Origin of the sequence: Qipengyuania sp. Mu-71, from assembly GCF_036867055.1 — a bacterium.
In the GTDB taxonomy this organism is placed as follows: domain Bacteria; phylum Pseudomonadota; class Alphaproteobacteria; order Sphingomonadales; family Sphingomonadaceae; genus Qipengyuania; species Qipengyuania profunda.
This window is the reverse complement of the sequence record NZ_JBAJHR010000001.1, coordinates 667,172-691,246: the sequence shown is the minus strand read 5'-3', so window position 1 is coordinate 691,246 and position 24,075 is coordinate 667,172. Positions and strand designations below refer to the sequence as shown.

The 24,075-nt window shown below is 66.0% G+C and carries 23 protein-coding genes; 15 read left to right on the top strand and 8 right to left on the bottom strand.

The features are described 5' to 3' along the window. Positions 1 to 21: 21 nt before the first annotated feature. Positions 22 to 717 (bottom strand): DUF4197 domain-containing protein, encoded by a 696-nt coding sequence (locus V6B15_RS03435; RefSeq protein WP_334200037.1) that lies wholly within the window; start codon positions 715 to 717, stop codon positions 22 to 24. Between the two features lie 65 nt (positions 718 to 782). On the opposite strand from V6B15_RS03435, the gene V6B15_RS03430 reads away from it, so the two are divergent. From V6B15_RS03430 to V6B15_RS03420, 3 genes are all read left to right on the top strand, one after another. Next, positions 783 to 2,948, top strand: coding sequence for a primosomal protein N' (locus V6B15_RS03430; protein ID WP_334200036.1), 2,166 nt, complete (start codon positions 783 to 785; stop codon positions 2,946 to 2,948). A 73-nt stretch (positions 2,949 to 3,021) separates the two neighbouring features. Beyond that, complete coding sequence (locus V6B15_RS03425) at positions 3,022 to 4,638, top strand: hypothetical protein (RefSeq protein WP_334200035.1); 1,617 nt, start codon at positions 3,022 to 3,024, stop codon at positions 4,636 to 4,638. Positions 4,639 to 4,721: 83 nt separating this feature from the next. Continuing rightward, positions 4,722 to 5,237: a CinA family protein gene (locus V6B15_RS03420; protein ID WP_334200034.1), complete on the top strand. Its 516-nt coding sequence runs from the start codon at positions 4,722 to 4,724 to the stop codon at positions 5,235 to 5,237. Here the strand turns inward: V6B15_RS03420 and V6B15_RS03415 are convergent. Beyond that, positions 5,234 to 5,560, bottom strand: coding sequence for a winged helix-turn-helix transcriptional regulator (locus V6B15_RS03415; RefSeq protein ID WP_230833467.1), 327 nt, complete (start codon positions 5,558 to 5,560; stop codon positions 5,234 to 5,236). The genes V6B15_RS03420 and V6B15_RS03415 overlap by 4 nt on opposite strands. A gap of 140 nt (positions 5,561 to 5,700) precedes the next feature. On the opposite strand from V6B15_RS03415, the gene V6B15_RS03410 reads away from it, so the two are divergent. The 3 genes from V6B15_RS03410 (at position 5,701) to V6B15_RS03400 (ending at position 9,041) form a co-directional block, all read left to right on the top strand. Next, positions 5,701 to 6,297: an FMN-dependent NADH-azoreductase gene (locus V6B15_RS03410; RefSeq protein WP_334200033.1), complete on the top strand. Its 597-nt coding sequence runs from the start codon at positions 5,701 to 5,703 to the stop codon at positions 6,295 to 6,297. A 34-nt stretch (positions 6,298 to 6,331) separates the two neighbouring features. Beyond that, positions 6,332 to 7,894, top strand: coding sequence for a cryptochrome/photolyase family protein (locus V6B15_RS03405; RefSeq protein WP_334200032.1), 1,563 nt, complete (start codon positions 6,332 to 6,334; stop codon positions 7,892 to 7,894). A gap of 238 nt (positions 7,895 to 8,132) precedes the next feature. Then, complete coding sequence (locus V6B15_RS03400) at positions 8,133 to 9,041, top strand: OmpA family protein (protein ID WP_334200031.1); 909 nt, start codon at positions 8,133 to 8,135, stop codon at positions 9,039 to 9,041. Positions 9,042 to 9,096: 55 nt separating this feature from the next. Here the strand turns inward: V6B15_RS03400 and V6B15_RS03395 are convergent, their stop codons facing one another. From V6B15_RS03395 to V6B15_RS03380, 4 genes are all read right to left on the bottom strand, one after another. After that, positions 9,097 to 9,855, bottom strand: a complete 759-nt coding sequence (locus V6B15_RS03395; RefSeq protein WP_334200030.1) for a siderophore-interacting protein — start codon at positions 9,853 to 9,855, stop codon at positions 9,097 to 9,099. Between the two features lie 77 nt (positions 9,856 to 9,932). Next, on the bottom strand, positions 9,933 to 10,679 hold the full coding sequence (locus V6B15_RS03390) for an isocitrate lyase/PEP mutase family protein (RefSeq protein ID WP_334200029.1): 747 nt from the start codon (positions 10,677 to 10,679) through the stop codon (positions 9,933 to 9,935). Continuing rightward, positions 10,676 to 11,704 carry a bifunctional transcriptional activator/DNA repair enzyme AdaA gene (locus V6B15_RS03385; protein WP_334200028.1) on the bottom strand — a complete coding sequence of 343 codons (1,029 nt, stop codon included), beginning with the start codon at positions 11,702 to 11,704 and terminating at the stop codon, positions 10,676 to 10,678. Before V6B15_RS03385 ends, V6B15_RS03390 begins: the two co-directional genes overlap by 4 nt. Further along, complete coding sequence (locus tag V6B15_RS03380) at positions 11,697 to 12,182, bottom strand: DUF1203 domain-containing protein (RefSeq protein ID WP_334200027.1); 486 nt, start codon at positions 12,180 to 12,182, stop codon at positions 11,697 to 11,699. The genes V6B15_RS03385 and V6B15_RS03380 overlap by 8 nt, the downstream gene beginning before the upstream one ends. Before the next feature lie 103 nt (positions 12,183 to 12,285). On the opposite strand from V6B15_RS03380, the gene V6B15_RS03375 reads away from it, so the two are divergent. Next, the gene (locus V6B15_RS03375; RefSeq protein WP_334200026.1) at positions 12,286 to 13,827 is read left to right on the top strand and encodes a S1 family peptidase; all 1,542 of its coding nucleotides are present in this window, start codon (positions 12,286 to 12,288) and stop codon (positions 13,825 to 13,827) included. On the opposite strand, the gene V6B15_RS03370 is transcribed toward V6B15_RS03375, so the two are convergent. Beyond that, the gene (locus V6B15_RS03370; protein WP_334200025.1) at positions 13,824 to 14,654 is read right to left on the bottom strand and encodes a TauD/TfdA dioxygenase family protein; all 831 of its coding nucleotides are present in this window, start codon (positions 14,652 to 14,654) and stop codon (positions 13,824 to 13,826) included. The two genes, V6B15_RS03375 and V6B15_RS03370, sit on opposite strands and share 4 nt — an antisense overlap. A 206-nt stretch (positions 14,655 to 14,860) precedes the next feature. On the opposite strand from V6B15_RS03370, the gene V6B15_RS03365 reads away from it, so the two are divergent. From V6B15_RS03365 to V6B15_RS03330, 8 genes are all read left to right on the top strand, one after another. Next, positions 14,861 to 15,415: a F0F1 ATP synthase subunit delta gene (locus tag V6B15_RS03365; protein WP_253523344.1), complete on the top strand. Its 555-nt coding sequence runs from the start codon at positions 14,861 to 14,863 to the stop codon at positions 15,413 to 15,415. Positions 15,416 to 15,427: 12 nt separating this feature from the next. Beyond that, complete coding sequence (gene atpA, locus V6B15_RS03360; protein WP_334200024.1) at positions 15,428 to 16,957, top strand: F0F1 ATP synthase subunit alpha; 1,530 nt, start codon at positions 15,428 to 15,430, stop codon at positions 16,955 to 16,957. Between the two features lie 29 nt (positions 16,958 to 16,986). Then, on the top strand, positions 16,987 to 17,862 hold the full coding sequence (locus V6B15_RS03355) for a F0F1 ATP synthase subunit gamma (RefSeq protein ID WP_334200023.1): 876 nt from the start codon (positions 16,987 to 16,989) through the stop codon (positions 17,860 to 17,862). A gap of 9 nt (positions 17,863 to 17,871) precedes the next feature. Further along, entirely contained in the window at positions 17,872 to 18,207 is a 336-nt protein-coding gene (locus tag V6B15_RS03350) for a hypothetical protein (protein WP_320181990.1), read from the top strand. 32 nt (positions 18,208 to 18,239) lie between these two features. Beyond that, the gene (gene atpD, locus V6B15_RS03345; RefSeq protein ID WP_334200022.1) at positions 18,240 to 19,697 is read left to right on the top strand and encodes a F0F1 ATP synthase subunit beta; all 1,458 of its coding nucleotides are present in this window, start codon (positions 18,240 to 18,242) and stop codon (positions 19,695 to 19,697) included. A gap of 4 nt (positions 19,698 to 19,701) precedes the next feature. Then, a complete protein-coding gene (locus V6B15_RS03340; protein WP_334200021.1) occupies positions 19,702 to 19,959 on the top strand; it encodes an ATP synthase F1 subunit epsilon in 258 nt (85 codons plus the stop codon). Between the two features lie 160 nt (positions 19,960 to 20,119). Further along, positions 20,120 to 21,604, top strand: a complete 1,485-nt coding sequence (locus V6B15_RS03335; RefSeq protein WP_334200020.1) for an ArnT family glycosyltransferase — start codon at positions 20,120 to 20,122, stop codon at positions 21,602 to 21,604. 97 nt (positions 21,605 to 21,701) lie between these two features. Then, positions 21,702 to 23,819 carry a prolyl oligopeptidase family serine peptidase gene (locus tag V6B15_RS03330; protein ID WP_334200019.1) on the top strand — a complete coding sequence of 706 codons (2,118 nt, stop codon included), beginning with the start codon at positions 21,702 to 21,704 and terminating at the stop codon, positions 23,817 to 23,819. Here the strand turns inward: V6B15_RS03330 and V6B15_RS03325 are convergent, their stop codons facing one another. Then, positions 23,820 to 24,071 carry an HNH endonuclease gene (locus tag V6B15_RS03325; RefSeq protein WP_334201319.1) on the bottom strand — a complete coding sequence of 84 codons (252 nt, stop codon included), beginning with the start codon at positions 24,069 to 24,071 and terminating at the stop codon, positions 23,820 to 23,822. Positions 24,072 to 24,075 lie beyond the last annotated feature (4 nt).

Sequence of the window (24,075 nt, the reverse complement as noted above, 5' to 3'; positions counted from 1 at the left end):
AGCGCCCGATATGGCCTGCGGCTAGTACTGCGCGCCCGCGCCGAACACGCCGATGATCAGTGGGTCGCGCGTGGCCTGCGGGTTGCGGCGGATCGCCGCTTCCTCGGTCCCGATCTCGCGCCAGATGATGGTGTCGATAGTGCCGGCGAAGCGCGTAACCGCGCCCGCCAGATCGACCCCGGCCAGACCCTGCACCAGCTCTGCCACCAGCGGGTCCTGCGCCACGCGCAGCGCCTCGCCCAGTTCGGGCACCATCGCCTCGACCAGGCTGCGGCCCATCGAATCGCGCAGGAAGCTGGTCGCCGCGGTGGGCCGGCCGCGCACGAGGTCGATCGCGTTCTGGATGCCGATGGTGCGCACCGCATCGGTCACCAGCGGTGCCGCGCGCTGCGCGCCTTCATAGGCGATATCGCCGAAGGCGTTTTCGAGCCGGCTCTTGAACAATGCGGAGGTCAGGATACGCGACACCACATCGCCGCGCGCGCCGAGCAGCTCGCCGAAGCCGACCTGCGCGACCTGTTCGTCCCAGAAGCCGCCGCCCTCAAGCATCCGCGCAAAGGCGCGCTCGCTCGACAGGAACAGGATCCGCTGGACCGCATCGACCATCCCGAAACCGGGGATCGTCGAACAGGCGGGCAGCAGCAGCAGGCCGCCCCCGGCCATGGCCCCGCCAAGGAAGCCGCGCCGTCCGGTGGGTTTTACGAGAATATCGGTCATATCGCTGGTCCTCATTGCATCCTGCCCTTGTTTCACGCGCCTGTCGCCGCCCATATGGCCGGGCCATGAACCGCGTGCGCTGTCTCGTCCTCAATGCCGCTCTCGGCCCGCTCGACTACAAGGTGCCCGAGGGCATGGATGTCGCTGCGGGTTCCGTGGTCGAATGCCCGCTGGGTCCGCGCACGGTAATCGGAATCGTCTGGGAAGCTGAACGGCTCCCGGGAACCGAAGTTCCGGTGGAGAAGCTGCGCAATCTGCGCGGGGTGCTGCCCGTGCCGCCGCTGTCCGCCGCGCTCAGGCGGCTGATCGAATGGACCGCCGACTATTACGTCGCCTCGCTCGCCAGCGTGGCGCGGATGGCGCTGGCATCGGGCGGCGCGCTCAAGGGCCCCGCGACAATGACCGAATACCGGCTGACCGGCGGCATGCCCGAACGCATGACCCCGCAGCGCGAGGCGGCATTGGGCGCGCTGGAAGGCGAGCAGGCGACGATCCGCGAACTGGCAGGGATCGCCGGGGTTTCCGAAGGCGTGCTGCGCGGGCTGCTCAACCAGGGCGCGCTCGAACCGGTGGAGGTCGATTGCGACCGCCCCTATCCGCCCGCGCGGCCCGATTTCGTCGAGATCGCGCTAAGCGCGCAGCAGCGCGAAGCGGCGGACATCTTTTCCGACGCGGTGCGCAAGGCGGAATTTGCCCCCTTCCTGCTCGACGGGGTGACCGGATCGGGCAAGACCGAAACCTATTTCGAACCCGTCGCCGAGGCGCTGCGGATGGGGCGGCAGGTGCTGGTCCTGCTGCCCGAAATCGCGTTGACCGAAAACTTCCTGCACCGCTTCGAGGAGCGGTTCGGCGCGCCGCCGGTGCTGTGGCATTCCTCGCTCAAATCGACCGAGCGCCGACGCGCCTACCGCGCCGTATCCGAAGGCAGCGCGCAGGTGGTGGTCGGCGCGCGCTCGGCGCTGTTCCTGCCCTTCGCACGGCTCGGCCTGATCGTGGTCGACGAAGCGCATGAGACCAGCTTCAAGCAGGAAGAGGGCGTGCGCTACAATGCGCGCGACGTCGCGGTGATGCGCGGGCATTTCGAGCAGGTGCCCGTGGTGCTCGCCAGCGCCACCCCCGCGCTCGAAAGCCTGCAGATGGCCGAAAGCGGGATCTATGCGAAGATCGACCTGCCGAGCCGCTACGGCGGGGCGCAAATACCCACGATCGAGACAATCGACCTGACCGAGGAGAAGCCGCCGCAGGGCATGTGGCTGGCGCAGCGGCTGGTCGACGGAATCGAGGCGCGGCTGGAGCGCGGCGAACAATCGCTGCTGTTCCTCAACCGGCGCGGCTATGCCCCGCTGACGCTGTGCCGCAATTGCGGCTTTCGCTACCAATGCCCCAATTGCAGCGCGTGGCTGGTCGAACACCGCTTCACCAACCGGCTCGCCTGCCACCATTGCGGGCACGAGGCGCGCGCCCCCAAGACCTGCACCGAATGCGGCGAGCCCGACTGCCTCGTCGCCTGCGGCCCCGGGGTCGAACGCATCGCAGACGAAGTGGCCGAGCGGCTGCCGCAGGCGCGTGTCTTTGTCGCCACCTCGGACACGCTCAATTCGCCAGGCCGCGCGGCGGAGTTCATCGCTGCGGTGGAGGCACGCGAGGTGGACGTGATCGTCGGCACGCAATTGGTAACCAAGGGGTTCCATTTCCCCGAGCTGACGCTGGTCGGCGTGGTCGATGCCGATCTGGGCCTCGAGGGCGGCGATCTGCGCGCGGGCGAGCGGACCTACCAGCAGGTCGCGCAGGTCGCCGGGCGCGCGGGGCGCGGTTCGAAACCGGGCGAAGTGCTGCTCCAGACCCGCCACCCCGACGCGCCGGTGATTGCCGCGCTGGCCGCGGGCGACCGCGATGCCTTCTATTCGGCCGAAAGCGAGATGCGCCGCGAGGCCGGCGCCCCGCCCTTCGGCCGCTGGGCCTCGATCATCATTTCGAGCGAGGACGATGGTGAGGCGCGCGAGGCGGCCAACCGCATTGGCGCCTTCCGCCCCGATGTCGCCGAATGCATGATCCTCGGCCCCGCGCCCGCCCCGATGGCATTGCTGCGCGGCCGCTATCGCTACCGCTTCCTGATCAACGCGCGGCGCAGCGTGCAATTGCAGCAGGTCATCCGCCGCTGGCTGGCCGCGATCGACCATCCACCCGGCGTGCGCGTGGCGGTGGACATCGACCCCTATAGTTTCGTTTGATTGTCGCGCGCGGCGTGCCTACGCTCGGCCGTGTCCGGGCCATCGCAGGGCCCGTTACGGGGGTCTATTATCCATGCTCAGGATTCTTTCCGCGCTGACGGCCTGTCTTGCCTTGCTCGCCTCGCCCGCGCAGGCCGCCGATGACATCTGGAAGCGCGCCGACACGCAGCATTTCACGATCTATTCGGCTGGCGACGAAGATGAGTTGACCGATTTCGCCAACGATCTCGAACGGTTCGATGGCTTGCTGCGGTTCTGGTACGACAAGCCCGATCGGCCGGGCAAGGACCCGATCACGATCTACCTGCTCGACGGCAGTCGCGGTGTCCAGAAGCTGCTCGGCTGGCGCGGCGTGGCGGGATATTACTCGCCCGATATCGAGGGGACCTATGCCATCGCCCATCGCGGGGGCGGCGGGTGGCGCAGCCTGACCGGCCAGCGCGTTCTGTTCCACGAATATGCCCATCATTTCATATTCAACGAGTTCGCCGTGCCCGCACCCGCATGGCTCATCGAAGGGTTCGCCGAATTCCTTGCGACGGTCGAATTCGGCAAGGACGGCAGCTGGACCTATGGCAAACCCGCTACCCATCGCGGCCCCGAACTGCGCTATCACGACGATGCCCAGATCGAGCGCCTGCTCTCATGGCCCGATGACGAGGGCAAGGTCATTACCGGCTTTTACGGCTGGTCGTGGGGGCTCACACATATGCTGTATACCGCGCCGGATCGCGGCGCGCGCATTTCCGCCTATATCGATCGGCTCGCCGCTGGCGAGAAACCCCTGCCCGCCGCGCGCGCCGTGTTCGGCGATTTGCGCCAGCTCGAAATCCAGCTCGAACGTCATGTGCGCCGCGATATCGAATATGGCGTGTCGACGGAACCGTTCCCCTGGTCCCAGGACGTCAGGCTGAGCACCTTATCCATCGCCGAGGGCCGGATGCTCGAACTCCGCCTGCGCCGCTTGGGCAGGAACAAGCTTGAAGGCACGCGCGACGATCTTGCCGCCTTCGCCCGCGAGGGGACGCTCAGCGCCGATGCCTATGCCGAAATGGCCGCGGCCGAACTGGGGCTCGAGCAAAAGGAGCGCGCGGAATACAAGGAAGAACACAAGGACGACGATGCGGTCGCGGACAAGGAAATGGGCGGACCCTATTTCATCGCCGCCGAGGCGGCCGCCGATCGGGCGCTGGCCGAAGATCCTGGCCATTTGCGCGCCAATCTCGTCAAGGGCCGCATTCTGAGCCATCGGCTGTACGAGGACGAAAGCACCGACAGCGAAGCCTGGGCGCATGCGCGCCGGCATTTCCAGATCGCCAACCGGACCGATCCCACCAATGCCGAGGCGCTCTATCGCTTCGCCCGCAGCTACGCACGCGAAGGGCGCGAAGGATCGATGATGCACGATGCCTATCTCGCGGCCTTCAACCGCGCACCCCAGACCACCGCGTTCCGTATCGGCCTCGCCTATGACCTGGCGCGGCTGGGACGGCATGACGACGGCATCGCCCTGCTGCAGACGCTCGCCAACGACCCGCATTTCCCCAAACCGGGCCGCCGCGCGATCGAACGGATCGAGGCCATGCGCGAGAGCGGGGCGAAATTCCCCGACCTCAGCGATATCGACGACGATGACGAGGCAGACGACGATGACGAGTCCGGGGAAGACGAGGACAACGAAAAGGAATAGGTTTCCGCACGGTTCGGGTAGCGCGGGCCATGCGGTTCGTACAGCGGGAACCCGGAGTTTCACTGGCACGTTCACCGTACCGTATGGCAGAAGAACTTGAAGCAGCGCTGCCGGGAGATGTTTGCGATCTCGCCGAGCGCATTCTGGGCGCGGCGAAGGATGCGGAGTGGCAGCTGGCGACCGCGGAAAGCTGTACCGGCGGATTGCTCGCCGCGCTGTTCACCGATGTCCCGGGCTACAGCCGTGTCTTCGATCGCGGCTTCGTGGCCTATTCGGACCAGGCGAAATGCGACCTGCTCGGCCTGGCCGACGATCTGGTGGCGAATTGCGGGGCGGTAAGCCGCGCGGTCGCCGAGGCGATGGCCGCGGGCGCGCTCGACCGGTCGCAGGCGCAGCTGGCGATCTCGATCACGGGTTTCGCCGGGCCCGCGGGCAAGGATGACGAGGAAGGCCTCGTCCATTTTGCGCTCGCTAGCGCCGATGAGTCGCTGAAGCATCGCGAAGAGCATTTCGGACCGATCGGCCGCGACGGCGTACGGATCGCCGCGCTGCGCGCCGCGCTCGACATGCTGCGCGAAAAGCTCGACCTTTCGGCCTAGTCCTGACCGCCGTCATAGACCGCACGCGCGGCTTCGACCTTGCCGATATTCGCAATCGCCCAATTGCCCAGCTGCGCCACCGGATCGCACAGCGAGCGCCCCAGCGCGGTGAGCGCATAGTCGACCCGCGGCGGCACGCTAGGGGTGACCGTGCGGCTGACCAGCCCGTCGCGCTCCAGCCCGCGCAGCGTGCGCGTCAGCATGCGCTGCGAAATACCCGGAATATCGCGCCGCAATTCGTTGAACCGCCGCGACCCGTCGGCCAGCCCCATCACGACACGAACCGACCATTTGTCGCCGACGCGCGCGAGGATGTCGTTCACCGCGGTGCATTGCGGCGCATTGTGAACCTCAAGGGGAACACCCGTGTCCCTATCGGACAACGAAGTGCCTTCTTGCGCGGGGTGGGGTACAGTTTCCATATGGCCTCCAGGTTATCAACAGTAACTATGGAGTTCACGCTATGCAAATCCTTCGTATCGACAGCTCGACCACCGGCGACCAGTCGATCAGCCGCAAGCTGACCGACGAACTGCTCGCCCATTTCACCGCCAAGCATCCCGAGGCCAAGGTCATCACGCGCGATCTCGTGGCCGAACCGCTGCCGCATATCGACCCGATCACCACCAGCGCGATCCGCACCCCGCCCGAAACGCATGAGGAAGCGGTTGCCGCGGCCTACCCCGAACAGCGCGCGGTGCTCGACGAATTCCTCGCCAGCGACGTGGTGATCGTCGGCGCGCCGATGTACAATTTCACCATCCCCAGCCAGCTCAAGGCATGGCTCGACCGGCTCGGCGTGCCCGGCGTGACGTTCAAGTATGGCGCAAACGGCCCCGAGGGGCTCGCGGGCGGACGCAAGGTCGTCGTCGCCTCGGCGCGCGGCGGCGAATATTCGACCGACCAGCTGGCCGAGAACCAGGAAAGCCTGCTGACCACCTTCTTCGGCTTCATCGGGGTGGACGATCTGCATTTCGTCCGCGTCGAGAAGGCTGGCTTCGGTCCCGAGGCCATCGAACAGGGCATGAATGCGGCGAAGCAGGAAATAGCCAAGCTGTAAGGCACCATCGCGGGGGCCGGGCATTGGAAGAACCATGTCCGGCCCCGTCCTCGTGCCCATCCTCGGCGACCAGCTGACCCGCGACCTTGCCAGCCTGCGCGGGCGCACCAAGGACGATAGTGTCATCATGATGATGGAGGTGTGGGACGAGGCGACCTATGTCCGCCACCACAAGCAGAAGATCGCGCTGATCTTTTCCGCCATGCGCCATTTCGCCGCGGAATTGCGCGATGCGGGATGGAGCGTCGACTACACCGAACTAGGCGATCCGGACAATGCGGGCAGCTTCACCGGCGAAGTCGCGCGCGCAATCGAACAGCACGATCCGCGGCTAGTCAGTGTGGTTGAGGCAGGCGAATGGCGCGTGCGGCAGGACATGGAGCAATGGGCGGACAAGTTCGCCTGCGAAATAGAAATCCTGCGCGACGACCGCTTCATCTGCAGCCAGACCGAATTCGACGACTGGGCGCAGGACCGCAAGGAACTGCGGATGGAGTTCTTCTACCGCGAGATGCGGCGCAAGACCGGGCTGCTCATGGCCGAGGACGGCCAACCCGAAGGCGGCGCGTGGAATTACGACAGCGAGAACCGCAAGCCGCCAAAGGACGGGCTTGCCGCGCCCGAACGGCCCAAGTTCGAACCCGATACCGTGACACAGGAGGTCATCGAGCTGGTCGGAGGCCGGTTCGGCGACCATTTCGGATCGCTCGATACATTCGGCTGGCCGGTGACGCGCGACGAGGCCGAGAAGGCCGCCGATGCTTTCTTCGCCGAACGCATTGAGTGCTTCGGCCCCTATCAGGACGCGATGGTCGCGGGCGAGGACGATCTGTTCCATTCGATGCTTTCGACAAGCATCAATTTGGGGCTGCTCGACCCGCTCGAGCTGTGCCGCCGCGCAGAGAAAGCCTATCGTGAGGGGCGCGCACCGCTCAACAGCGTCGAGGGCTTCATCCGCCAGATCATCGGCTGGCGCGAATATGTCCGCGGTTTCTACTGGCACCAGATGCCGCACCTGCAGGAAGCCAATGCGCTCGACGCGAAGCGCGGCCTGCCCGAGTTTTACTGGACCGGCGAAACCGACATGGCCTGTCTTGCCGACTGTATACGTTCCACCCGCGACAATGCACATGCGCACCATATCCAGCGGCTGATGGTACTCGGCAATTTCGCATTGCTCGCTGGAGTGAACCCGCGCGAAGTGCAGGACTGGTACCTGGTCGTCTATGCCGATGCCTATGAATGGGTCGAGCTGCCCAATGTGGCGGCGATGATCCTCTATGCCGATGGCGGGAAGCTGGCGTCCAAGCCCTATGCGGCGAGCGGCAATTACATCAACAAGATGAGCAATTATTGCGCGGGCTGCACCTATTCGCCCAGCAAGAAGACCGGCGAAGGCGCCTGCCCGTTCAATCCGCTATACTGGCATTTCATGGAGCGCCACCGCGCGCGGCTGGAGCAGAACCACCGGATCGGGCGCATCTACGCCACCTGGGACCGGATGGGCGAGGAACGCCAGCGCGACTATCTCGACAGCGCCGAGGCCTTCCTCGACACGCTCGAACCCGCGCGGGCCGGCTGGGCCCGGACGCCGTAAGCGTCGGTTCATCGCAGTTCGCGCCCTGCCCATCCGTATGGCGCCCGACTTGCCCCCGGCGGTTCATTTGCGAGACAGGCTGCGGGCAACACCAGCCCCCGCCTGCGGCCCCGCGCCGCTCGACCGAGCCGTTACCGAATGAAGGGGGCTGATTGACCGCACAGGCGCAATTGGGGAGAAAGCGGCATTCCACACCCGCTCGACGGCCCGTGTCGGTTCGAATTGAAGGAGTATGAATATGATTGCCTTATCCAAGAGTTCGAAGACAGTCGCAGCGCTCGCCGCGCTCGCCCTCCCCCTCGCCGCCGGTGCGCAGGCGCAGGAACTCGATCCGCAGGGCGGTGTGCGAAGCGAAGGCGAACCGATGACTGTCGTGGGCACCACGCCCAGCGACCTGACCGGCATGCCCGAAGGCCCCGAATTCGAAGGCGTGATCTCGGCGCGCCAGGATAACAAGATCCAGGTCACCAGCGCCGATGGCATGCGCACAGTCGTAGCTATCAGCCCGGCGACCGAAATCCGCAGCAGCGGCGGCTTCCTGGGTCTCGACAAGGACCAGCTTTCGGCCGCCGACCTGCTCAATGGCCTGCCGGTCGAAGTCGAGACGGTCGAATGGGCCGATCGCGGGCTGATCGCCACCAAGATCGCGCTCAAGAGCAAGCATCTCGAAACCGCGCGGATGATCCACACCGGGACCGACCAGCGTTTCACCGCGAATGAAGCCGCGACCGAGGCGCTGCGCGGCCGCGTCGCCGATATCGACCAGTACAATATCAAGGGCACGACCAACGTCTATTTCGACACGGCCAAGTACAATCTGTCGCAGCAGGCGCGTTACGAGCTGTGCCAGGCCGCGGCGCAGGCCAAGAACACCGACAACGCGCTGTTGCTGGTGGTCGGCTACACCGATTCGACCGGCGATTATGAATACAACCAGGAGCTGAGCGAGAAGCGCGCCTCGCGCGTGGTCAACTTCCTCCAGCAGGAATGCGACTGGGCACCCTACCGGATGCTGACCCCGACCGGCATGGCCGAGGCCGATCCGGCGGCGGACAACACCACCGAACAGGGCAAGGCTCAGAACCGCCGCGTGGCGGTCAACATCCTCGTCAGCAAGAGCGTCGACGGGATGAACTCGGGCCTCTGATCGGGCTGCGAATCCGGATCATGCGGGGCGGGCCTTGGGTCCGCCCCGTTTTGATTCAGGCAGGCTGCGCGGCGGCGTCCTGCTGTTTGGCCAGCTTGTGTTCGTCCTCGATCATGCCGTGCTTCCAATAGCTGGAAAGGTAGAGATCGGCGGGCGCGAGCGCGAGTTCGCCGCGCAGATATTCGCGCAGCCGCTTCATCGCGGAAAATTCGCACGCTGCCCATGCGGCAAGCGAGCCTTCGGGCCGCGCGGCACTGCGCAGCGCATCGACCAGCATCGCGGGCCGCTGCCCCGGCTCGGGATTGACCAGCCAGGCGATCTCGACCCCCTCGGGCGCGGCGATATCCTGTCGGTCGCGTTCGTCCTGGATCTCGATCGCGGCGAACCCGCGCGCATCGGCCGGCAATGCTTCGAGATTGACTCCAATCGCCGGCAGCGCAGTCATGTCGCCCGCCACGAGATAGAAATCGCGCCCCTGCGGCAGCGGTTTGGGCAGGCCCGGACCGCCGACCCTGATCATTTCACCGGGCGTGGCCGAAAGCGCCCAGCGGGTCGCAGGGCCGGCAGCCTCGCCGCCGTGCAGCGCGAAATCGATCGCGATGGCATCCTCGGCCTGGTGGCGGATGGTATAGGTGCGGATCACGGGCTTGCCGCCCGCGGTGGCCGGGGCCAGCATGAGCTTGACATAGCCGCCTGCGAAATCGGGCGGGAACCCCGCCAGGCCCGGACCACCGAGCGATACCCGGATCATCGAGGGCGAAAGGGACTGGCGCGAAAGGACGGTAAGCGTCCGCGGGGGAGGTCTGGTGCTCATGGCCACTAGTTAATGCGAATCACTCGCAATACAAGACGTGCAGCCAAATCGGACTTCGGCCCGGCGGCGTACCCGCCCTACCCTTGTCGATAGACAGCCTCCGCCTGCGCCTTGAGCCAGTCCATCGCCGCAGCCCAGGGACCATGGCCATAGCTGATCCGCGCGACGCCCAGCGCGGCCAGTTCGGCAGCCGTACCGCGGCCCGGCGCCCACAACACGTTGACCGGCAGCGGCGATGCCTCGCAGATCGTGCGGATCGTCGCATGATCGCCGAGGAAGGGAACGAAGAGGCTGCGCGCGCCCGCTTCGGCAAAGGCGGCGGCGCGCGTCAGCACGTCTTCGACCAGCGCGGGCGTGTAGTCCTTGGGATCGCGCCCGAGATAAACGTCGGTGCGCGCATTGACGTGAATGCCGGTGGCGGCCGCAGCAGCAACCCGCTCTGCCGCCTGCGCTACGGGGAGCAGCCCGGTTTCGCCGGGCATGCGGTCCTCCATATTGATCCCGCTCGCGCCTGCATCGTGCGCCTTGCCCACCGATGTTCCGACTGCGGCGGGGGTATCGCCATAGCCGGCCTCCATGTCGATGCTCACCGGCAGGTCGGTTACCGAAAGAATGCGGGCGAGGTTTTCGAGCGCGATCTCGAGCGGGAGCGTCTCCCCATCGCTGAACCCGTTGGCCTCGGCCACGCCCCAACTGCCCGTCGCAATGGCCTTCGCCCCCGCACCAGCCACGGCGCGGGCGCTGCCGGCGTCCCAGATATTGTACAGCACCAGCGGATCGCCCGGTACATGCAGCGCGGTGAATGCGTCGATCCCGTCCATCATTTCGTCTCCCGTTCGAGCAATTCGCGCTTGATGTCCTGGCCATAGGCATAGCCGCCCAGATCGCCGCCCTTGCGCACCACGCGGTGGCAGGGGATCAGCACCGCGACATTGTTGCGCGCATTGGCGCTGCCCGCGGCGCGCACTGCCTTGGGATTGCCCGCCGCCGCGGCGATTTCCGCATAGGTGCGCGTTTCGCCCGGCGGGATCGCGCGCAAGGCTTCCCAGCACGCTTCCTGGAAAGCGGTGCCCTTCACGTCGAGCGGGATATGCGCGAAATCGCCCGGCGCCTCGACGCTGGCGACCACGTCGGCGAGCAGTTTGCCGAACGCCGCGCCGCCTTCGACCAGATCGGCCTTGGGGAACCGGCGGCGCAATTCGCTCTCGTCTTCGCCGAAGGACAGGCGGCACACACCCTTGTCGGTCGCCGCCACCAGCATCCGCCCCATCGTGGTGTCGACCATCGCCCAGCGGATTGTCGCCCCCGCCCCGCCATTCGCCCATGCGCTTGCCGCCATGCCCAACCGTCCTTTCGTATTTTCGTAAAAGCGCGAGGCCGAGCCATAGCCCGCCTCGTAGATCGCGCCGGTCACGCTGTCGCCGCCCGACAGCGCATCGCGCGCGCGTTCCTCGCGCAAGGCGCGGGCATAGGCGGGGGGCGAAAGACCGATCGCGCGTTTGAACACCCGCTGGAAATGCGCGGGCGAATAGCCGGTCAGCTGCGCCAGTGCGGCGAGCGAGGGCGCATCTTCGGCCTGGCGGATCTCGTCGATCGCCGCGAGCACCGCCGCTTCGTCGCGCCCGACATCGTCGGGCAGGCACCGCTTGCAGGCGCGCAAGCCCGCGCTCCGCGCCTGCGCGCCATCGACAAAGAAGCGCACATTGCCGCGATCGGGATGCCGCGCGGCGCAGGACGGGCGACAATAGATGCCCGTCGTCAGCACGCCGGTGACGAACCGCCCGTCGAAACTGCGATCACGCCGCTTGACCGCCGCCCAGGCGGTATCGTCGGAGATGGCATCAGTCATGGTCGGCCCCATCATAGCGCTCGATCCGTGCCGCGAAACAGCCATGCATCGCATTATGCGCATCGACATAGGCGACCCTGTCATCGGTCAGCAGTGCGCGGACGACCCGGTCGACATCGTCCTGCAGCGCGAGCGAGGCAGTGTGGAGGCAGCCGCCGGCATCGTATCCGCGCAGCGCAATCGGCCGGTCGCGCAGGATCGGCGGCATTTCGTCGACATAGTCCGCCGCTTCCCCCGCGTCCTTGCGCACATAGATCGCGAAGGCGTTGCGATAGGGAGTATCGACCGCGTGGTTGGTATAGTGCGTGAGCACCAGTTCATCGCCCGGGTCCGCGTCGCGCAGGCTGACCCGGCACGGATAGCGCCCCTCCTCACCCGCAATCACTCTGTGCGTGAGCGAGCGGGCGAGCGCCGCTTCGTCGCTGGCGAAAAACCGGGCGAACTGGCCGGGCTCGAGGCCCTGGATCCGATAGGTCATCAATGGCTCCTTGCTCAACTCTCCGGAGCCTTCTGCCCGCGCCGCGGCGGGCGGGCATCCCGCGGCTTGCGGTCAAAGCGAATGATCGTCACAAGACGGCCCGATGGGACGCATTCCAACCTTTCTCGCCGCGCTGCTGGTGCTGCTCGTACCGGTGCTGGCCCAGGCCGAACCTGCCGATATCGATGCCGCCGCGCGCGGCGTGGTGCGCGTGGTCATCATCGGCGAGGATGGCGAGGAGCTGGTCCCGATCAGCCACGGCACCGGCTTTGCCGTCGCGAGCGACCAAGTCGTGACCAATGCGCATGTGCTGCGCGACGCCTTGCGCGACGATGCGCTACGCATCGGCATCATCCCCAGCGGCGGCGGCGAGGCGGTCTATGGCCAGCCGATCGCGGTCAGCCCGCGCAACGACCTTGCGCTGATCCGCATCACCGGCGCCTTGCGGCTACCCCCGCTGGCGCTGGCCGGCGGCGTCCCGCCCGACAGCGGCGAAGTGACAAGCGTCGGCTATCCGATGAATGTCGACCGCGCGCAGGGGCTCGACCTGAGCGATATTTTCCGCAGCCAGCCGCCGGTGAAAAGCCGCGGCTATGTCTCGGGCGCGCGGCCCAGCCGCCAGTTCGACACCATCCTCCACACCGCCCCGATCGCGCGCGGCAATTCGGGCGGACCGCTGCTCGACCCGTGCGGCCGCGTGGTCGGGGTCAACAGCTTCGGCGCGGACAATGACGGCGGCGATGCCGAGTTCTTTTTCGCGGTTTCCAATCGCGAACTGCTGCCCTTCCTGCGCGCCAATGGCGTCGAGCCGCGCGTCAACGGCAGCACTTGCCGGTCGATGGCCGATCTCGACGAGGCCGAGCGCGAGCGCCTGCAGCGCGAACAGATGGCCGCGCGCGCCGATATGGCGCAGCGCTCCGAAGTGCAGCGGACTAAGCGCGAGCGCGCGCTGCTCGAAGCCGAACAGGGCGTAATCGTCGAGCGCGAGGACCGCGTGTTCCTTGCCTTCGTGCTGTTGCTGATCGCCTTCGGCCTCGGCCAATGGGCGCTGACGCTATGGCGCGCCGAGCCGCGCGACGACAAGCGGCTGCGGCTGGTCGGCGGGGCGACGCTGGTGGTCGTGCTGGTGGCGCTGGCAGCCTATCTCACCCGCCCCGGCCTCGACGAGATCGACCGCCGCGTGGCCGCCGCGATGGCCGATGGCGCTGACGACCCGGCAGGCGGCGACACCCCCGCGAGCGGCGCGGCGGCGCTGCTGTGCACGCTCGTCCCCGAACGCAGCCGCGTGACCAGCGCCAAGGTGGAGGATATCGAGTTCGACTGGACCGCGGACGGCTGCGTCAACACGCGCACGCAATACGGCTTTGCCGGGGGCAGCTGGAGCCGGGTCTTCGTCCCCAATTCGGAAGACGCGGTGTCGGTCAACAGCTTCGACCCCGACCGGCGCATCTTTCGCACCGAACGCTATCTCCTCCCGCGCAATTCGATGAGCGAGGCGCGGGAGGCACGCGGTAAATATTCCGCGCCCGAATGCGGCAGCGACAATGCCGCCGCGCAGCTCGGCGAACTGCAAAGCGAAGTGCTGGCCCAGCTTCCGCGTGAAGCGAACGAGCGGCTCGTCTACGAATGTAACGCGCGCAATTAAGCCGCCAGCGGTTCGCCGGTCAGCGTGATGCGGTGCATTTCGCGGGCGTGACCCTGGTAGTCGTTCATCGCCAGGTGCCAAGTGGTGCGGTTGTCCCAGATCGCGACCGATCCCGGCTCCCACGCCACGCGGCAGGTATTCTCGGCCGCGGTCGCCGCATCGCACAATCGCTGGAGCAGCGGCAGGCTTTCCTCGCGTGACTTGCCGACGATATGCATGGTGAAAGCGCTGTTCACATAGAGCAGCTTGCGCCCGGTCTGCGGGTGGCGGATCACGATCGGATGCGTCGCGCCGGTCTTGAGCGCCTGACCGCGCAGGTCGCTGCCCATGTCGGTTTTGGCGTACAGCCCGCCCTCATCATAGATATGATCGGCGGTATGGAACGCCTCGAGCCCCTCGATCTCGGCCTTGAGGTCCTCGGGCAGCGCGTCATAGGCTTCGCCCATATGCGCCCATAGCGTGTCGCCGCCGCTGGGCGGCAGCGTCCGCGCCACGAGGATCGAGCCCATCGCGGGCACCTGGTCGTAGGAATGGTCGGTGTGCCAGCCGCCGCCGATATTGGTGACCTGGTCGGCGCGCTTGCGGACCACGGCAATCTCGGGATGTTCGTCGGTCAGCGGGAAGTAATTGTTGATGTCGATCCCGCCCCAGCGCTGGGCGAAAGCGATATGCGCCTCCGGCGTGAAATCGGCCTGCCCGCGAAACAGCGCGACACCGTGCGTGTAGATGGCATGCTTGATCGCGGTGAGCGTATCGCCCTCCGCCTCGGCCAGATTCACATCCTCGACTTCGACCCCGCATTTGGGGGCCAGTGGCACCACTCTCATCGCTCTCTCCCGCGTGACTGGTTGCGTTATGCTACTTAACTTACGCCGCTTGCCGCCAGAGTCCAGCACCCCGGCCCGGAGTCGGCTTGCCATTGCGAGGGGGCTTTGCTAGGCGCGCGCCGACCTTGCCGGGGTGACTCTCGTTCGCCCACGACCGGCTTGGATCGCACAGACTTTTCTTCCGGACCCGAGAGGACCTCAAGCGCGTGGATATTTCCGCCGGTATTCAGGCTAGCCTGGCAGGGCGTTACGCTTCGGCCCTGTTCGACCTCGCTAGCGAAAACGGAACCGTGACCGCGGTCGAATCGGACCTCGACAAGATCGAGGCCGCGCTCGCCGAATCGGCCGAGCTCGCCGCTGTCACCACCAACCCCAAGGTCTCGCGCAGCGATGCGAAAAAGGCGCTGTGGGGCGTTTCGGCGATCCTCGGCCTGACCGAGCTGTCGCAGAACTTTCTCGGCGTGCTGGCGCAGAACCGCCGGCTGAACCAATTGCCGAAAGTGATCGCCGCGTTCCGCGCGATCGCTGCCGCGCAGCGCGGTGAAGTCACTGCCCAAGTGACCAGCGCGCATGCTCTGACCGATGCGCAGCTGGCCGATCTCAAGGCCAAGCTGACTGCCCGCGAAGGCCGCACCGTCAAGCTTTCCACGAAGGTCGAGCCCGATCTGCTCGGCGGCCTCGTCGTCACCATCGGCTCGAAGCGCATCGACGCCTCGATCCGCACCCGTCTCAATTCGCTTTCGCAAGCCATGAAGGCTTAAAGGACACACATCATGGATATCCGCGCCGCAGAAATCTCCAAGGTCATCAAGGACCAGATCGCCAATTTCGGGACCGAAGCCGAAGTCAGCGAAGTCGGCACCGTGCTGTCGGTGGGTGACGGCATCGCCCGCATCCACGGCCTCGACAATGTCCAGGCCGGCGAGATGATCGAATTCGCCAATGGCGTTCAGGGCATGGCGCTGAACCTCGAAGCCGACAATGTCGGTGCGGTGATCTTCGGCTCGGACCAGGAAATCGGCGAAGGCGACAGCGTCAAGCGGACCAACACCATCGTCGACGTCCCCGTCGGCAAGGGCCTGCTCGGCCGCGTGGTCGATGCGCTCGGCAACCCGATCGACGGCAAGGGCCCGATCGAATCGACCGAACGCCGACGCGTCGAAGTGAAGGCGCCGGGCATCATCCCGCGCGAATCGGTCAGCGAACCGGTGCAGTCGGGTCTCAAGGCCGTCGACGCGCTCGTTCCCGTCGGCCGCGGCCAGCGCGAACTGATCATCGGCGACCGTCAGACCGGCAAGTCCGCCGTCGCGATCGACACTTTCATCAACCAGAAGGAAGCGAACGCCGGCGACGATGAAGGCAAGAAGCTTTACTGCATCTATGTCGCCGTCGGCCAGAAGCGCTCGACCGTCGCGCAGATCGTCAAGCAGCTCGAAGAAAACGGCGCGATGGAATATTCGATCGTCGTCGCCGCAACCGCTTCGGAGCCCGCTCCGCTGCAGTATCTTGCGCCCTACACCGGCTGCGCGATGGGCGAATTCTTCCGCGACAACGGCATGCACGCCGTGATCGTGTATGACGACCTTTCCAAGCAGGCCGTGGCCTACCGCCAGATGTCGCTGCTGCTGCGCCGCCCGCCGGGCCGCGAAGCCTATCCGGGCGACGTGTTCTATCTCCACAGCCGCCTGCTCGAGCGCGCAGCGAAGATGAGCAAGGCCGAAGGCGGCGGTTCGCTGACCGCGCTGCCGATCATCGAAACGCAGGCAGGCGACGTGTCGGCCTACATCCCGACCAATGTGATCTCGATCACCGACGGCCAGATCTTCCTCGAAACCGACCTGTTCTACCAGGGTATCCGTCCGGCGATTAACGTCGGCCTGTCGGTCAGCCGCGTCGGCGGCGCCGCGCAGACCAAGGCGATGAAGAAGGTCTCGGGCTCGATGAAGCTCGACCTCGCGCAGTACCGTGAAATGGCGGCCTTCGCGCAGTTCGGCTCGGACCTCGATGCCGCGACGCAGAAGCTGCTCAACCGCGGTGCGCGCCTGACCGAGCTGCTCAAGCAGCCGCAGTTCTCGCCGATGCCGTTCGAAGAGCAGACCGTGTCGATCTTCGCCGGTACCAATGGCTACATCGACGATGTGCCGGTCGACCGCGTGACCGATTACGAAGCCCAGATGCTGAGCTTCATGCGTGCCGAACACGCCGACGTGCTCGAAGAGATCCGCACCACGGGCAAGTTCGAAGACGACACCAAGAGCAAGGTCGTCGACGCGCTCAAGACCTTCGCCAAGCAGTTCGCCTGAGCCCAGAGACACAAAGATAGGGAGCCGAAATGGCTAGCCTCAAGGAACTCAAGGGCCGTATCAACTCGGTCAAGTCGACCCAGAAGATCACCAAGGCCAAGCAGATGGTCGCGGCTGCGAAGCTGCGCCGGGCGCAGGCCGCGGCCGAAGCTGCGCGTCCCTATGCCGAACGGCTGTCGGGCGTGATGGCATCGCTGGCCGGCAAGGTCAGCGGCGACAGCGCCCCGCGCCTGCTGCGCGGCACCGGATCGGACAAGCGCCACCTGCTGGTGGTGGTCAACACCGACAAGGGCCTGTGCGGCGGTCTCAACGCCAACATCGTCAAGGCCGCCAAGGTCAAGGCGCGCGCGCTGATCGCCGAGGGCAAGGAAGTGCGCTTCTACCTCGTCGGCAAGAAGGGCCGCGCCCCGATCAAGCGCGACTATGCCGAGCGGATCGAAAAGTGGTTCGACACCTCCGAAGTGCGCCAGCCGGGCTTCGAGGAAGCCGAAGCGATCGCCGACGATCTGATCGCACGGTTCGAGCAGGGTGAATTCGATGTCGCCCATCTCGTCTACCCGATCTTCAAATCGGCGCTGGCGCAGGACCCGACCGTCGACCAGCTAATCCCCGTCCCCTCGCCCGAAGGCGATACGGGAGCCGCGGGCGATGCGGTGGTCGAATACGAACCGGGCGAGGAAGAAATCCTCGAGGAACTGCTGCCGCGTTACGTCAAGACGCAGCTGTTCGCTTCGCTGCTCGAACGCGAGGCCTCCGAACAGGGCGCGTCGATGACCGCAATGGACAATGCCACGCGCAATGCCGGCGATCTGATCAGCAAGCTGACCATCCAGTACAACCGCAGCCGCCAGGCCGCCATCACCACCGAGCTGATCGAAATCATCGCCGGTGCGGAAGCTCTCTAAGGACCCGATGTGAACAAGCTTGCCCTCCTCCTCCCCCTCGCGCTGCTGACTGCTTGCGGCGAAGAACCCGCCGCGCAGACCGCGCCCGAACAGGTCGTGACGCCCGAGCCGATCGAGACGCTGCCCGCGCCCGACCAGGCGCTGCTCACTGCGAAATACGCCGAAGCCTGCCCCGAAGACGAGGCAGTCAACACCGCGATGTGCAAGCGCGCCGGCATGGGTTCGCCCGATGTCGTGTGCGAATTCGGCCTCGGTGACGACGAATATCTTCGCAACAAGGCGACCCTTACTGCTGGCGAAGGCGAATGGGCCTTTGCCGATCCGGAAAATGTCTGCGTCGGCTAAGGCGCATTAAACCCCAAGTCAGGACATAGATCATGGCCACCGCACCCGTACTCAACCAATCGCCCAACGGCACCATCAGCCAGGTCATCGGCGCCGTCGTCGACGTGCAGTTCGAAGGTGAACTGCCCGCCATCCTGACCGCGCTCGAAACGAAGAACGGCGCCAACACGCTGGTCCTCGAAGTCGCGCAGCACCTCGGTGAAAACACCGTGCGTACCATCGCGATGGACGCGACCGAAGGTCTCGTCCGTGGCCAGGAAGTCGTCAACACCGGCTCGCAAATCTCGGTCCCCGTCGGCCCGAAGACGCTCGGCCGCATCATGAACGTCATCGGCGAGCCGATCGACGAACGCGGCCCGGTCGGCGCCGACCAGACGATGCCGATCCACGCCGAAGCCCCGCTGTTCGTCGACCAGTCGACCGAAGCGGCCATCCTCGTCACCGGCATCAAGGTCATCGACCTGCTCGCGCCCTATGCGCGTGGCGGCAAGATCGGCCTGTTCGGCGGTGCCGGCGTCGGCAAGACCGTGCTGATCCAGGAACTGATCAACAACATCGCCAAGGGTCATGGCGGCGTGTCCGTCTTCGCCGGTGTCGGTGAACGTACCCGCGAGGGGAACGACCTCTATCACGAATTCCTCGACGCAGGCGTTATCGCCAAGGACGCCGACGGCAATGCCATCGCGGAAGGTTCGAAGGTTGCGCTGGTATTCGGCCAGATGAACGAACCGCCGGGCGCACGTGCCCGCGTCGCGCTGTCGGGTCTGACCATGGCGGAATATTTCCGCGACGTGGAAGGCCAGGACGTGCTGTTCTTCGTCGACAACATCTTCCGCTTCACGCAGGCGGGTTCGGAAGTGTCCGCACTGCTCGGCCGTATTCCTTCGGCCGTGGGCTACCAGCCGACGCTGTCGACCGACATGGGTAACCTGCAGGAACGCATCACCTCGACCAACAAGGGTTCGATCACCTCGGTCCAGGCCATCTACGTTCCCGCCGACGACCTTACCGACCCGGCCCCGGCGACCTCCTTCGCCCACCTCGACGCGACCACCACGCTCAACCGTGCGATTTCGGAACTGGGTATCTACCCGGCCGTCGATCCGCTCGATTCGACCAGCCGCGTGCTCGAACCGCGCGTCGTCGGCGAAGAGCATTACAACACCGCCCGCCGGGTCCAGGAAACGCTGCAGAAGTACAAGAGCCTGCAGGACATCATCGCCATCCTGGGCATGGACGAGCTGTCGGAAGAAGATAAGCTGACCGTGGCCCGCGCGCGCAAGATCCAGAAGTTCCTGTCGCAGCCGTTCCACGTCGCCGAGGTGTTCACCAACATCCCCGGCCAGTTCGTCCAACTCGAAGACACGGTCGCCTCGTTCAAGGCAGTCGTCGACGGCGAATACGATCACCTGCCCGAAGCCGCCTTCTACATGGTCGGCGGTATCGACCAGGCGGTCGAGAAGGCCAAGAAGCTGGCCGAGGACTCGTAAGCACATGGCCCTCCACTTCGAACTCGTCACACCGGCCAAGCTGGTCCGCTCCGAAGACGTCCACATGGTCGTCGTCCCCGGTGCGGAAGGCGAATTCGGCGTGCTCGAAGGCCACGCGCCCTTCATGTCAACGATCCGCGACGGATCGGTGCAGATCTACAAGACCGAAGGCGCCGCGCCCGAACTGGTCGAAGTCCGCGGCGGTTTCGCCGAGGTCGGCGAAAACGGCCTGACGGTCCTCGCCGAACACGTCGAGGGCTGAGGCTTCGCCCCATACCGAACACGAAGGGCGGCCCTGCGGGGTCGCCCTTTTCGTTTGCGCGCCCTATCGCCTACCCCGCGTGGGTTAGGCTAAAGTTTACCACGCTGCGCCACAGAGCATGGCGACAGGTGGGGGCCAGCACGCCATGAAGGCGCAAATCGTGAAGTCCAGTGATCCGCAAACCGGTTTCCACTCGCGCGCCGACGCGGTCAGCGTGGTCTTGCTCCTGACGGTCTGTGCGCTGGTGATCCGCCTGCCGTTCCTGGGCGATGCCAATGCCGATATCGACGAACAGCTCTATTCGCTGATCGGCAATGCCATGCTCGATGGCAAGCTGCCGTTCGTCGATCTGTGGGACCGCAAGCCGTTCGGCCTGTTCCTGCTCTATGCGCTGGCGCATGCCATCGGGGGGCCCTCGCCGCTGGCCTACCAGCTGTTCGCGACCGGCTTCGCGGTGCTCGGCGCCGTGCTCACACGGCATCTGGCGCTGACGCTGGTCGACCGGACCGTCGCGATGGGGGCAGCTGTCCTCTACCTCCTCCTCATGGCGCTCTACGGCCCGCATTCGGGCCAGACCGAGATTTTCCATGTCCCCGCCATGCTGGCGATGGCGATCCTGGTGCGCGACCCCGGCCATCCGCATGCGATCCGCCGCGCGCTCGCCGCCATGCTGATCGGCGGACTGGCGCTGCAGATCAAATACACCGTCGTGCCGCAATGTGCGTTCTTCGGCTTGTGGGCGCTGTGGGGCCAGTACGGGCGCGATCGGTCGCTGGTCCGCCTCGCCGGGCTGGGCGCCGTCTTTGCCGCTCTCGGGCTGCTGCCCACCGCGCTGGTCGGCCTGTCCTATCTTGCGATCGGCGAATGGGACGCCTTCTGGTTTGCGAATTTCGTCAGCTTCTTCGACCGTCTGCCCTCCCCCGCGGGGCGCTTCTCGGCGCACTGGCTGTACCAGCTCCCGCTTGTCGCTCTCGCGGGTCTGGGGGCCTATGCGGCGCTGCGGATGGGTATCCCGACCGACCGACGCACCTACGCCTTCTATGCCGCCTGGCTGCTCGCCAGCCTGGCCACGGTGTTCCTGCCCTCGACGGTCTATGCCTATTATTACGCGGCGCTGGTGCCGGCGACAATCCTGCTCGCGCTGCCGTTTCTCGACCGGCGCGGGCCGCTGCGGCTGGCGCCGATGCTGGCCGCGATCGCGATCTGCTTTTCGCTGCTCTATTACGGCACAAGGGTGGACGCGACGCAGCGTTCGCGCGCCGGCATGGCGCAGCTGGTGGCCACGATCAGCCCGCTGGTCGATGACCGCACGCGCTGCCTGTGGGTCTTCGATGGCCCCACCGCGCTCTACCGCGAAACGGGCAGCTGCCTGCCGACGCGGTTCATCTATCCCGACCACCTCAACAATGCGCTCGAACGCGATGCGCTGGGGGTCCGGCAGAGTGACGAGGTCCGTCGGATCCTGTCGCGCCCGCCGCCAGTGATCGTCACCGCGGACATTCCCTTCACAACGCAGAACGAGCAGGTGAAGGCGCTGGTGATGCGGACCGTGGCGCGCGATTACGAACGCCGGTCGCATGCCCGAATCCATGCCCGCACGATCTCGGTCTGGGTGCTGCGCGACGCACCTGCCGAAGCCGACTGACGGGTCGCGGCCGGAGGAATTTCGCCAAAACGCCCCGCCCCCTTGCTCCTGCGTCCCGCCTTTGCGCATAAGGCATCCAAGACTCAGGAGACAGCCCTTGAAACTCGTATCCGCGCTGGCCATTGCCGCTGCCATGACGCTTGCACCCCAAACGCCCGCCGCCGCGCAGGACGGCATCCCCGGTCCCGAAGAGGACAGCTACATCTGGCTCGAGGAGGCGCGCAGCGACGAAGCGCTCGACTGGGTGCGCAGCGAGAACGAACGGACGATGGAGCTCATCGCGGGCGACCCGCGGTTCGACGCAGTCAAGGCCGAGGCGCTGGCGATCTACGATAGCGAGGATCGCATTCCCTATGTGACGATTCGCCCCGACGGGCTGTATAATTTCTGGCAAGACAAGCAGAACCCGCGCGGGCTGGTCCGTCGCACCACGCTGGACAGCTACCGCACCGACGACCCGCAGTGGGAAACCGTGCTCGACGTCGATGCGCTGGCCGAGGCGGAGGGCCGCGAATGGGTCTACAAGGGCAGCACCTGCCTGCCGCCGCAGGAGCGGATGTGCATGATCGCGCTGAGCGACGGGGGTGAGGACGCCACCGTGCTCCGCGAGTTCGACATGGCCACCAAGAGCTTCGTCGAGGACGGCTTCCTCCTCGACCAGAAGAGCCAGGGCGGGATCGAATGGGTCGATGCCGATACGCTGCTGGTCAGCCGCGATTTCGGCGAAGGCACGCTGACCGAAAGCCAGTATCCGCGCACATCGCGCATCTGGAAACGCGGCACCGCGATCGAGGACGCGCAGGAAATCTGGCGCGGCGAGGAAGCCGATGTCTGGTCGAGCGCCACCTTGCTGCGCGATCACACCGGCACCGCGCATGGCTATTACGCCTTCCGCGCGACCAGCTTCCATGAAACCGAGTATTTCTGGCAGCATGAGGGCGAATGGCTGCGGCTCGACATGCCGCTCAAGGCCGCGCCCTATGGGCTGATCGATGGCCAGCTGCTGTTCTCGACCGATGTCGATTGGGAAACGCAGGGCCAGACCTTCCCCGCCGATGCGCTGGTGTCGGTCGATCTCGAAGCGTTCAAGGCCGACCCGAACGGTGCGACCAAGACGCTCGTCTGGGCCCCCGAGGACAAGCAGACCAAGCAGGGCGCGGCGAATACCGCCGAGAGCCTTTACGTCAGCCTGCTCGACAATGTCCGCGGGCGCGTGCTCAAGTTCGATCATGTCGATGGCGCATGGGTCTCGAGCGAGATCGCACTGCCCGACAATTCGACCGTCGGAGTCCAGACCGCGTCGGAGAGTTCGGACGAGATCATGTATTCGGTGACCGACTTCCTCACGCCCTCGACGCTCTATTATTCGGACGGCAGCGCCGCGCCCGAGGTGATCAAGACCTCGCCCAGCTACTTCGATGCGACAGGCATGGAAGTCGAACAATATGAGGCGACCAGCGCCGACGGGACCAAGATCCCCTATTTCCTCGTCAAGCCCAAGGGCATGGTGATGGACGGGACCAATCCCACGCTGCTGACCGGCTATGGCGGCTTCCAAGTCCCGCGCCTGCCCTCCTACCTCGGTTCGATCGGCAAGATCTGGCTCGAGCGCGGCGGCGCCTACATCCTCGGCAATATGCGCGGGGGCGGCGAGTTCGGCCCCGGCTGGCACCAGGACGCGATCCGCGAGAACAAGCAGCGTACCTGGGACGATCTCCTCGCCATCGCCGAGGATGCGATCGCGCGCGGGATCACCAGCCCCGACCATCTCGGCATCCAGGGCGGCTCGCAGGGCGGATTGCTTGTGGGCACCGCCTTCACCCAGCGTCCCGACCTGTTCAATGCGGCCATCGTCCAGATCCCGCTGTTCGACATGCTGCGTTATCACGTGATCGGGCGCGGCGCGTCGTGGACGGGTGAATATGGCGATCCGCGGATCGCCGAACAGCGCGCCTGGATCGAGCCCTATTCGCCCTATCAGAAGCTGCTCGAGAACAAGGATTATCCGGCACCGTTCTTCTGGGCCTCGACCGCCGACGACCGCACGCACCCCGCGCATGCGCGCAAGGGCGCGGCGCGGGTCAAGGAGTTGGGGCAGGAGTATTACTACTTCGAGGACATGACCGGCGGCCATTCGGGCGGCGTGGACAATGAACAGCGCGCCAAGATCCAGGCGCTGCAGATGGTCTATCTGCTGCAGCGACTGGCGGACTGATCAGCGCGGCCGGCGCGTCGGGGCGTGGAAATCGGGCGGTTTGTCGGCCAACCATTCCACGAACCGCGCCAGCGCCTCGTCGGCCAGCAGTGCCTCGCGATCCGCGCCGATCCGTGCCAGCTGCGCATTGGTGAAATTGGCGTGGATCGCGCGGTGGCAGATCGGGTGGAGCGGCACGGTCTCGCGCCCCTTCTTGGCCTTGGGCACGGGGTGATGCTGCTGGACCTTGCGCCCCAGCGCGCGCCCACACAGCCAG

Excerpts from the sequence above, each read along its gene's own strand:
- V6B15_RS03435 (WP_334200037.1), bottom strand. The coding sequence starts at position 717 with ATGACCGATATTCTCGTAAAACCCACCGGACGGCGCGGCTTCCTTGGC.
- V6B15_RS03430 (WP_334200036.1), top strand. The coding sequence starts at position 783 with ATGAACCGCGTGCGCTGTCTCGTCCTCAATGCCGCTCTCGGCCCGCTC.
- V6B15_RS03425 (WP_334200035.1), top strand. The coding sequence starts at position 3,022 with ATGCTCAGGATTCTTTCCGCGCTGACGGCCTGTCTTGCCTTGCTCGCC.
- V6B15_RS03420 (WP_334200034.1), top strand. The coding sequence starts at position 4,722 with ATGGCAGAAGAACTTGAAGCAGCGCTGCCGGGAGATGTTTGCGATCTC.
- V6B15_RS03410 (WP_334200033.1), top strand. The coding sequence starts at position 5,701 with ATGCAAATCCTTCGTATCGACAGCTCGACCACCGGCGACCAGTCGATC.
- V6B15_RS03405 (WP_334200032.1), top strand. The coding sequence starts at position 6,332 with ATGTCCGGCCCCGTCCTCGTGCCCATCCTCGGCGACCAGCTGACCCGC.
- V6B15_RS03400 (WP_334200031.1), top strand. The coding sequence starts at position 8,133 with ATGATTGCCTTATCCAAGAGTTCGAAGACAGTCGCAGCGCTCGCCGCG.
- V6B15_RS03395 (WP_334200030.1), bottom strand. The coding sequence starts at position 9,855 with ATGAGCACCAGACCTCCCCCGCGGACGCTTACCGTCCTTTCGCGCCAG.
- V6B15_RS03390 (WP_334200029.1), bottom strand. The coding sequence starts at position 10,679 with ATGATGGACGGGATCGACGCATTCACCGCGCTGCATGTACCGGGCGAT.
- V6B15_RS03385 (WP_334200028.1), bottom strand. The coding sequence starts at position 11,704 with ATGACTGATGCCATCTCCGACGATACCGCCTGGGCGGCGGTCAAGCGG.
- V6B15_RS03380 (WP_334200027.1), bottom strand. The coding sequence starts at position 12,182 with ATGACCTATCGGATCCAGGGCCTCGAGCCCGGCCAGTTCGCCCGGTTT.
- V6B15_RS03375 (WP_334200026.1), top strand. The coding sequence starts at position 12,286 with ATGGGACGCATTCCAACCTTTCTCGCCGCGCTGCTGGTGCTGCTCGTA.
- V6B15_RS03370 (WP_334200025.1), bottom strand. The coding sequence starts at position 14,654 with ATGAGAGTGGTGCCACTGGCCCCCAAATGCGGGGTCGAAGTCGAGGAT.
- atpA (WP_334200024.1), top strand. The coding sequence starts at position 15,428 with ATGGATATCCGCGCCGCAGAAATCTCCAAGGTCATCAAGGACCAGATC.
- V6B15_RS03355 (WP_334200023.1), top strand. The coding sequence starts at position 16,987 with ATGGCTAGCCTCAAGGAACTCAAGGGCCGTATCAACTCGGTCAAGTCG.
- atpD (WP_334200022.1), top strand. The coding sequence starts at position 18,240 with ATGGCCACCGCACCCGTACTCAACCAATCGCCCAACGGCACCATCAGC.
- V6B15_RS03340 (WP_334200021.1), top strand. The coding sequence starts at position 19,702 with ATGGCCCTCCACTTCGAACTCGTCACACCGGCCAAGCTGGTCCGCTCC.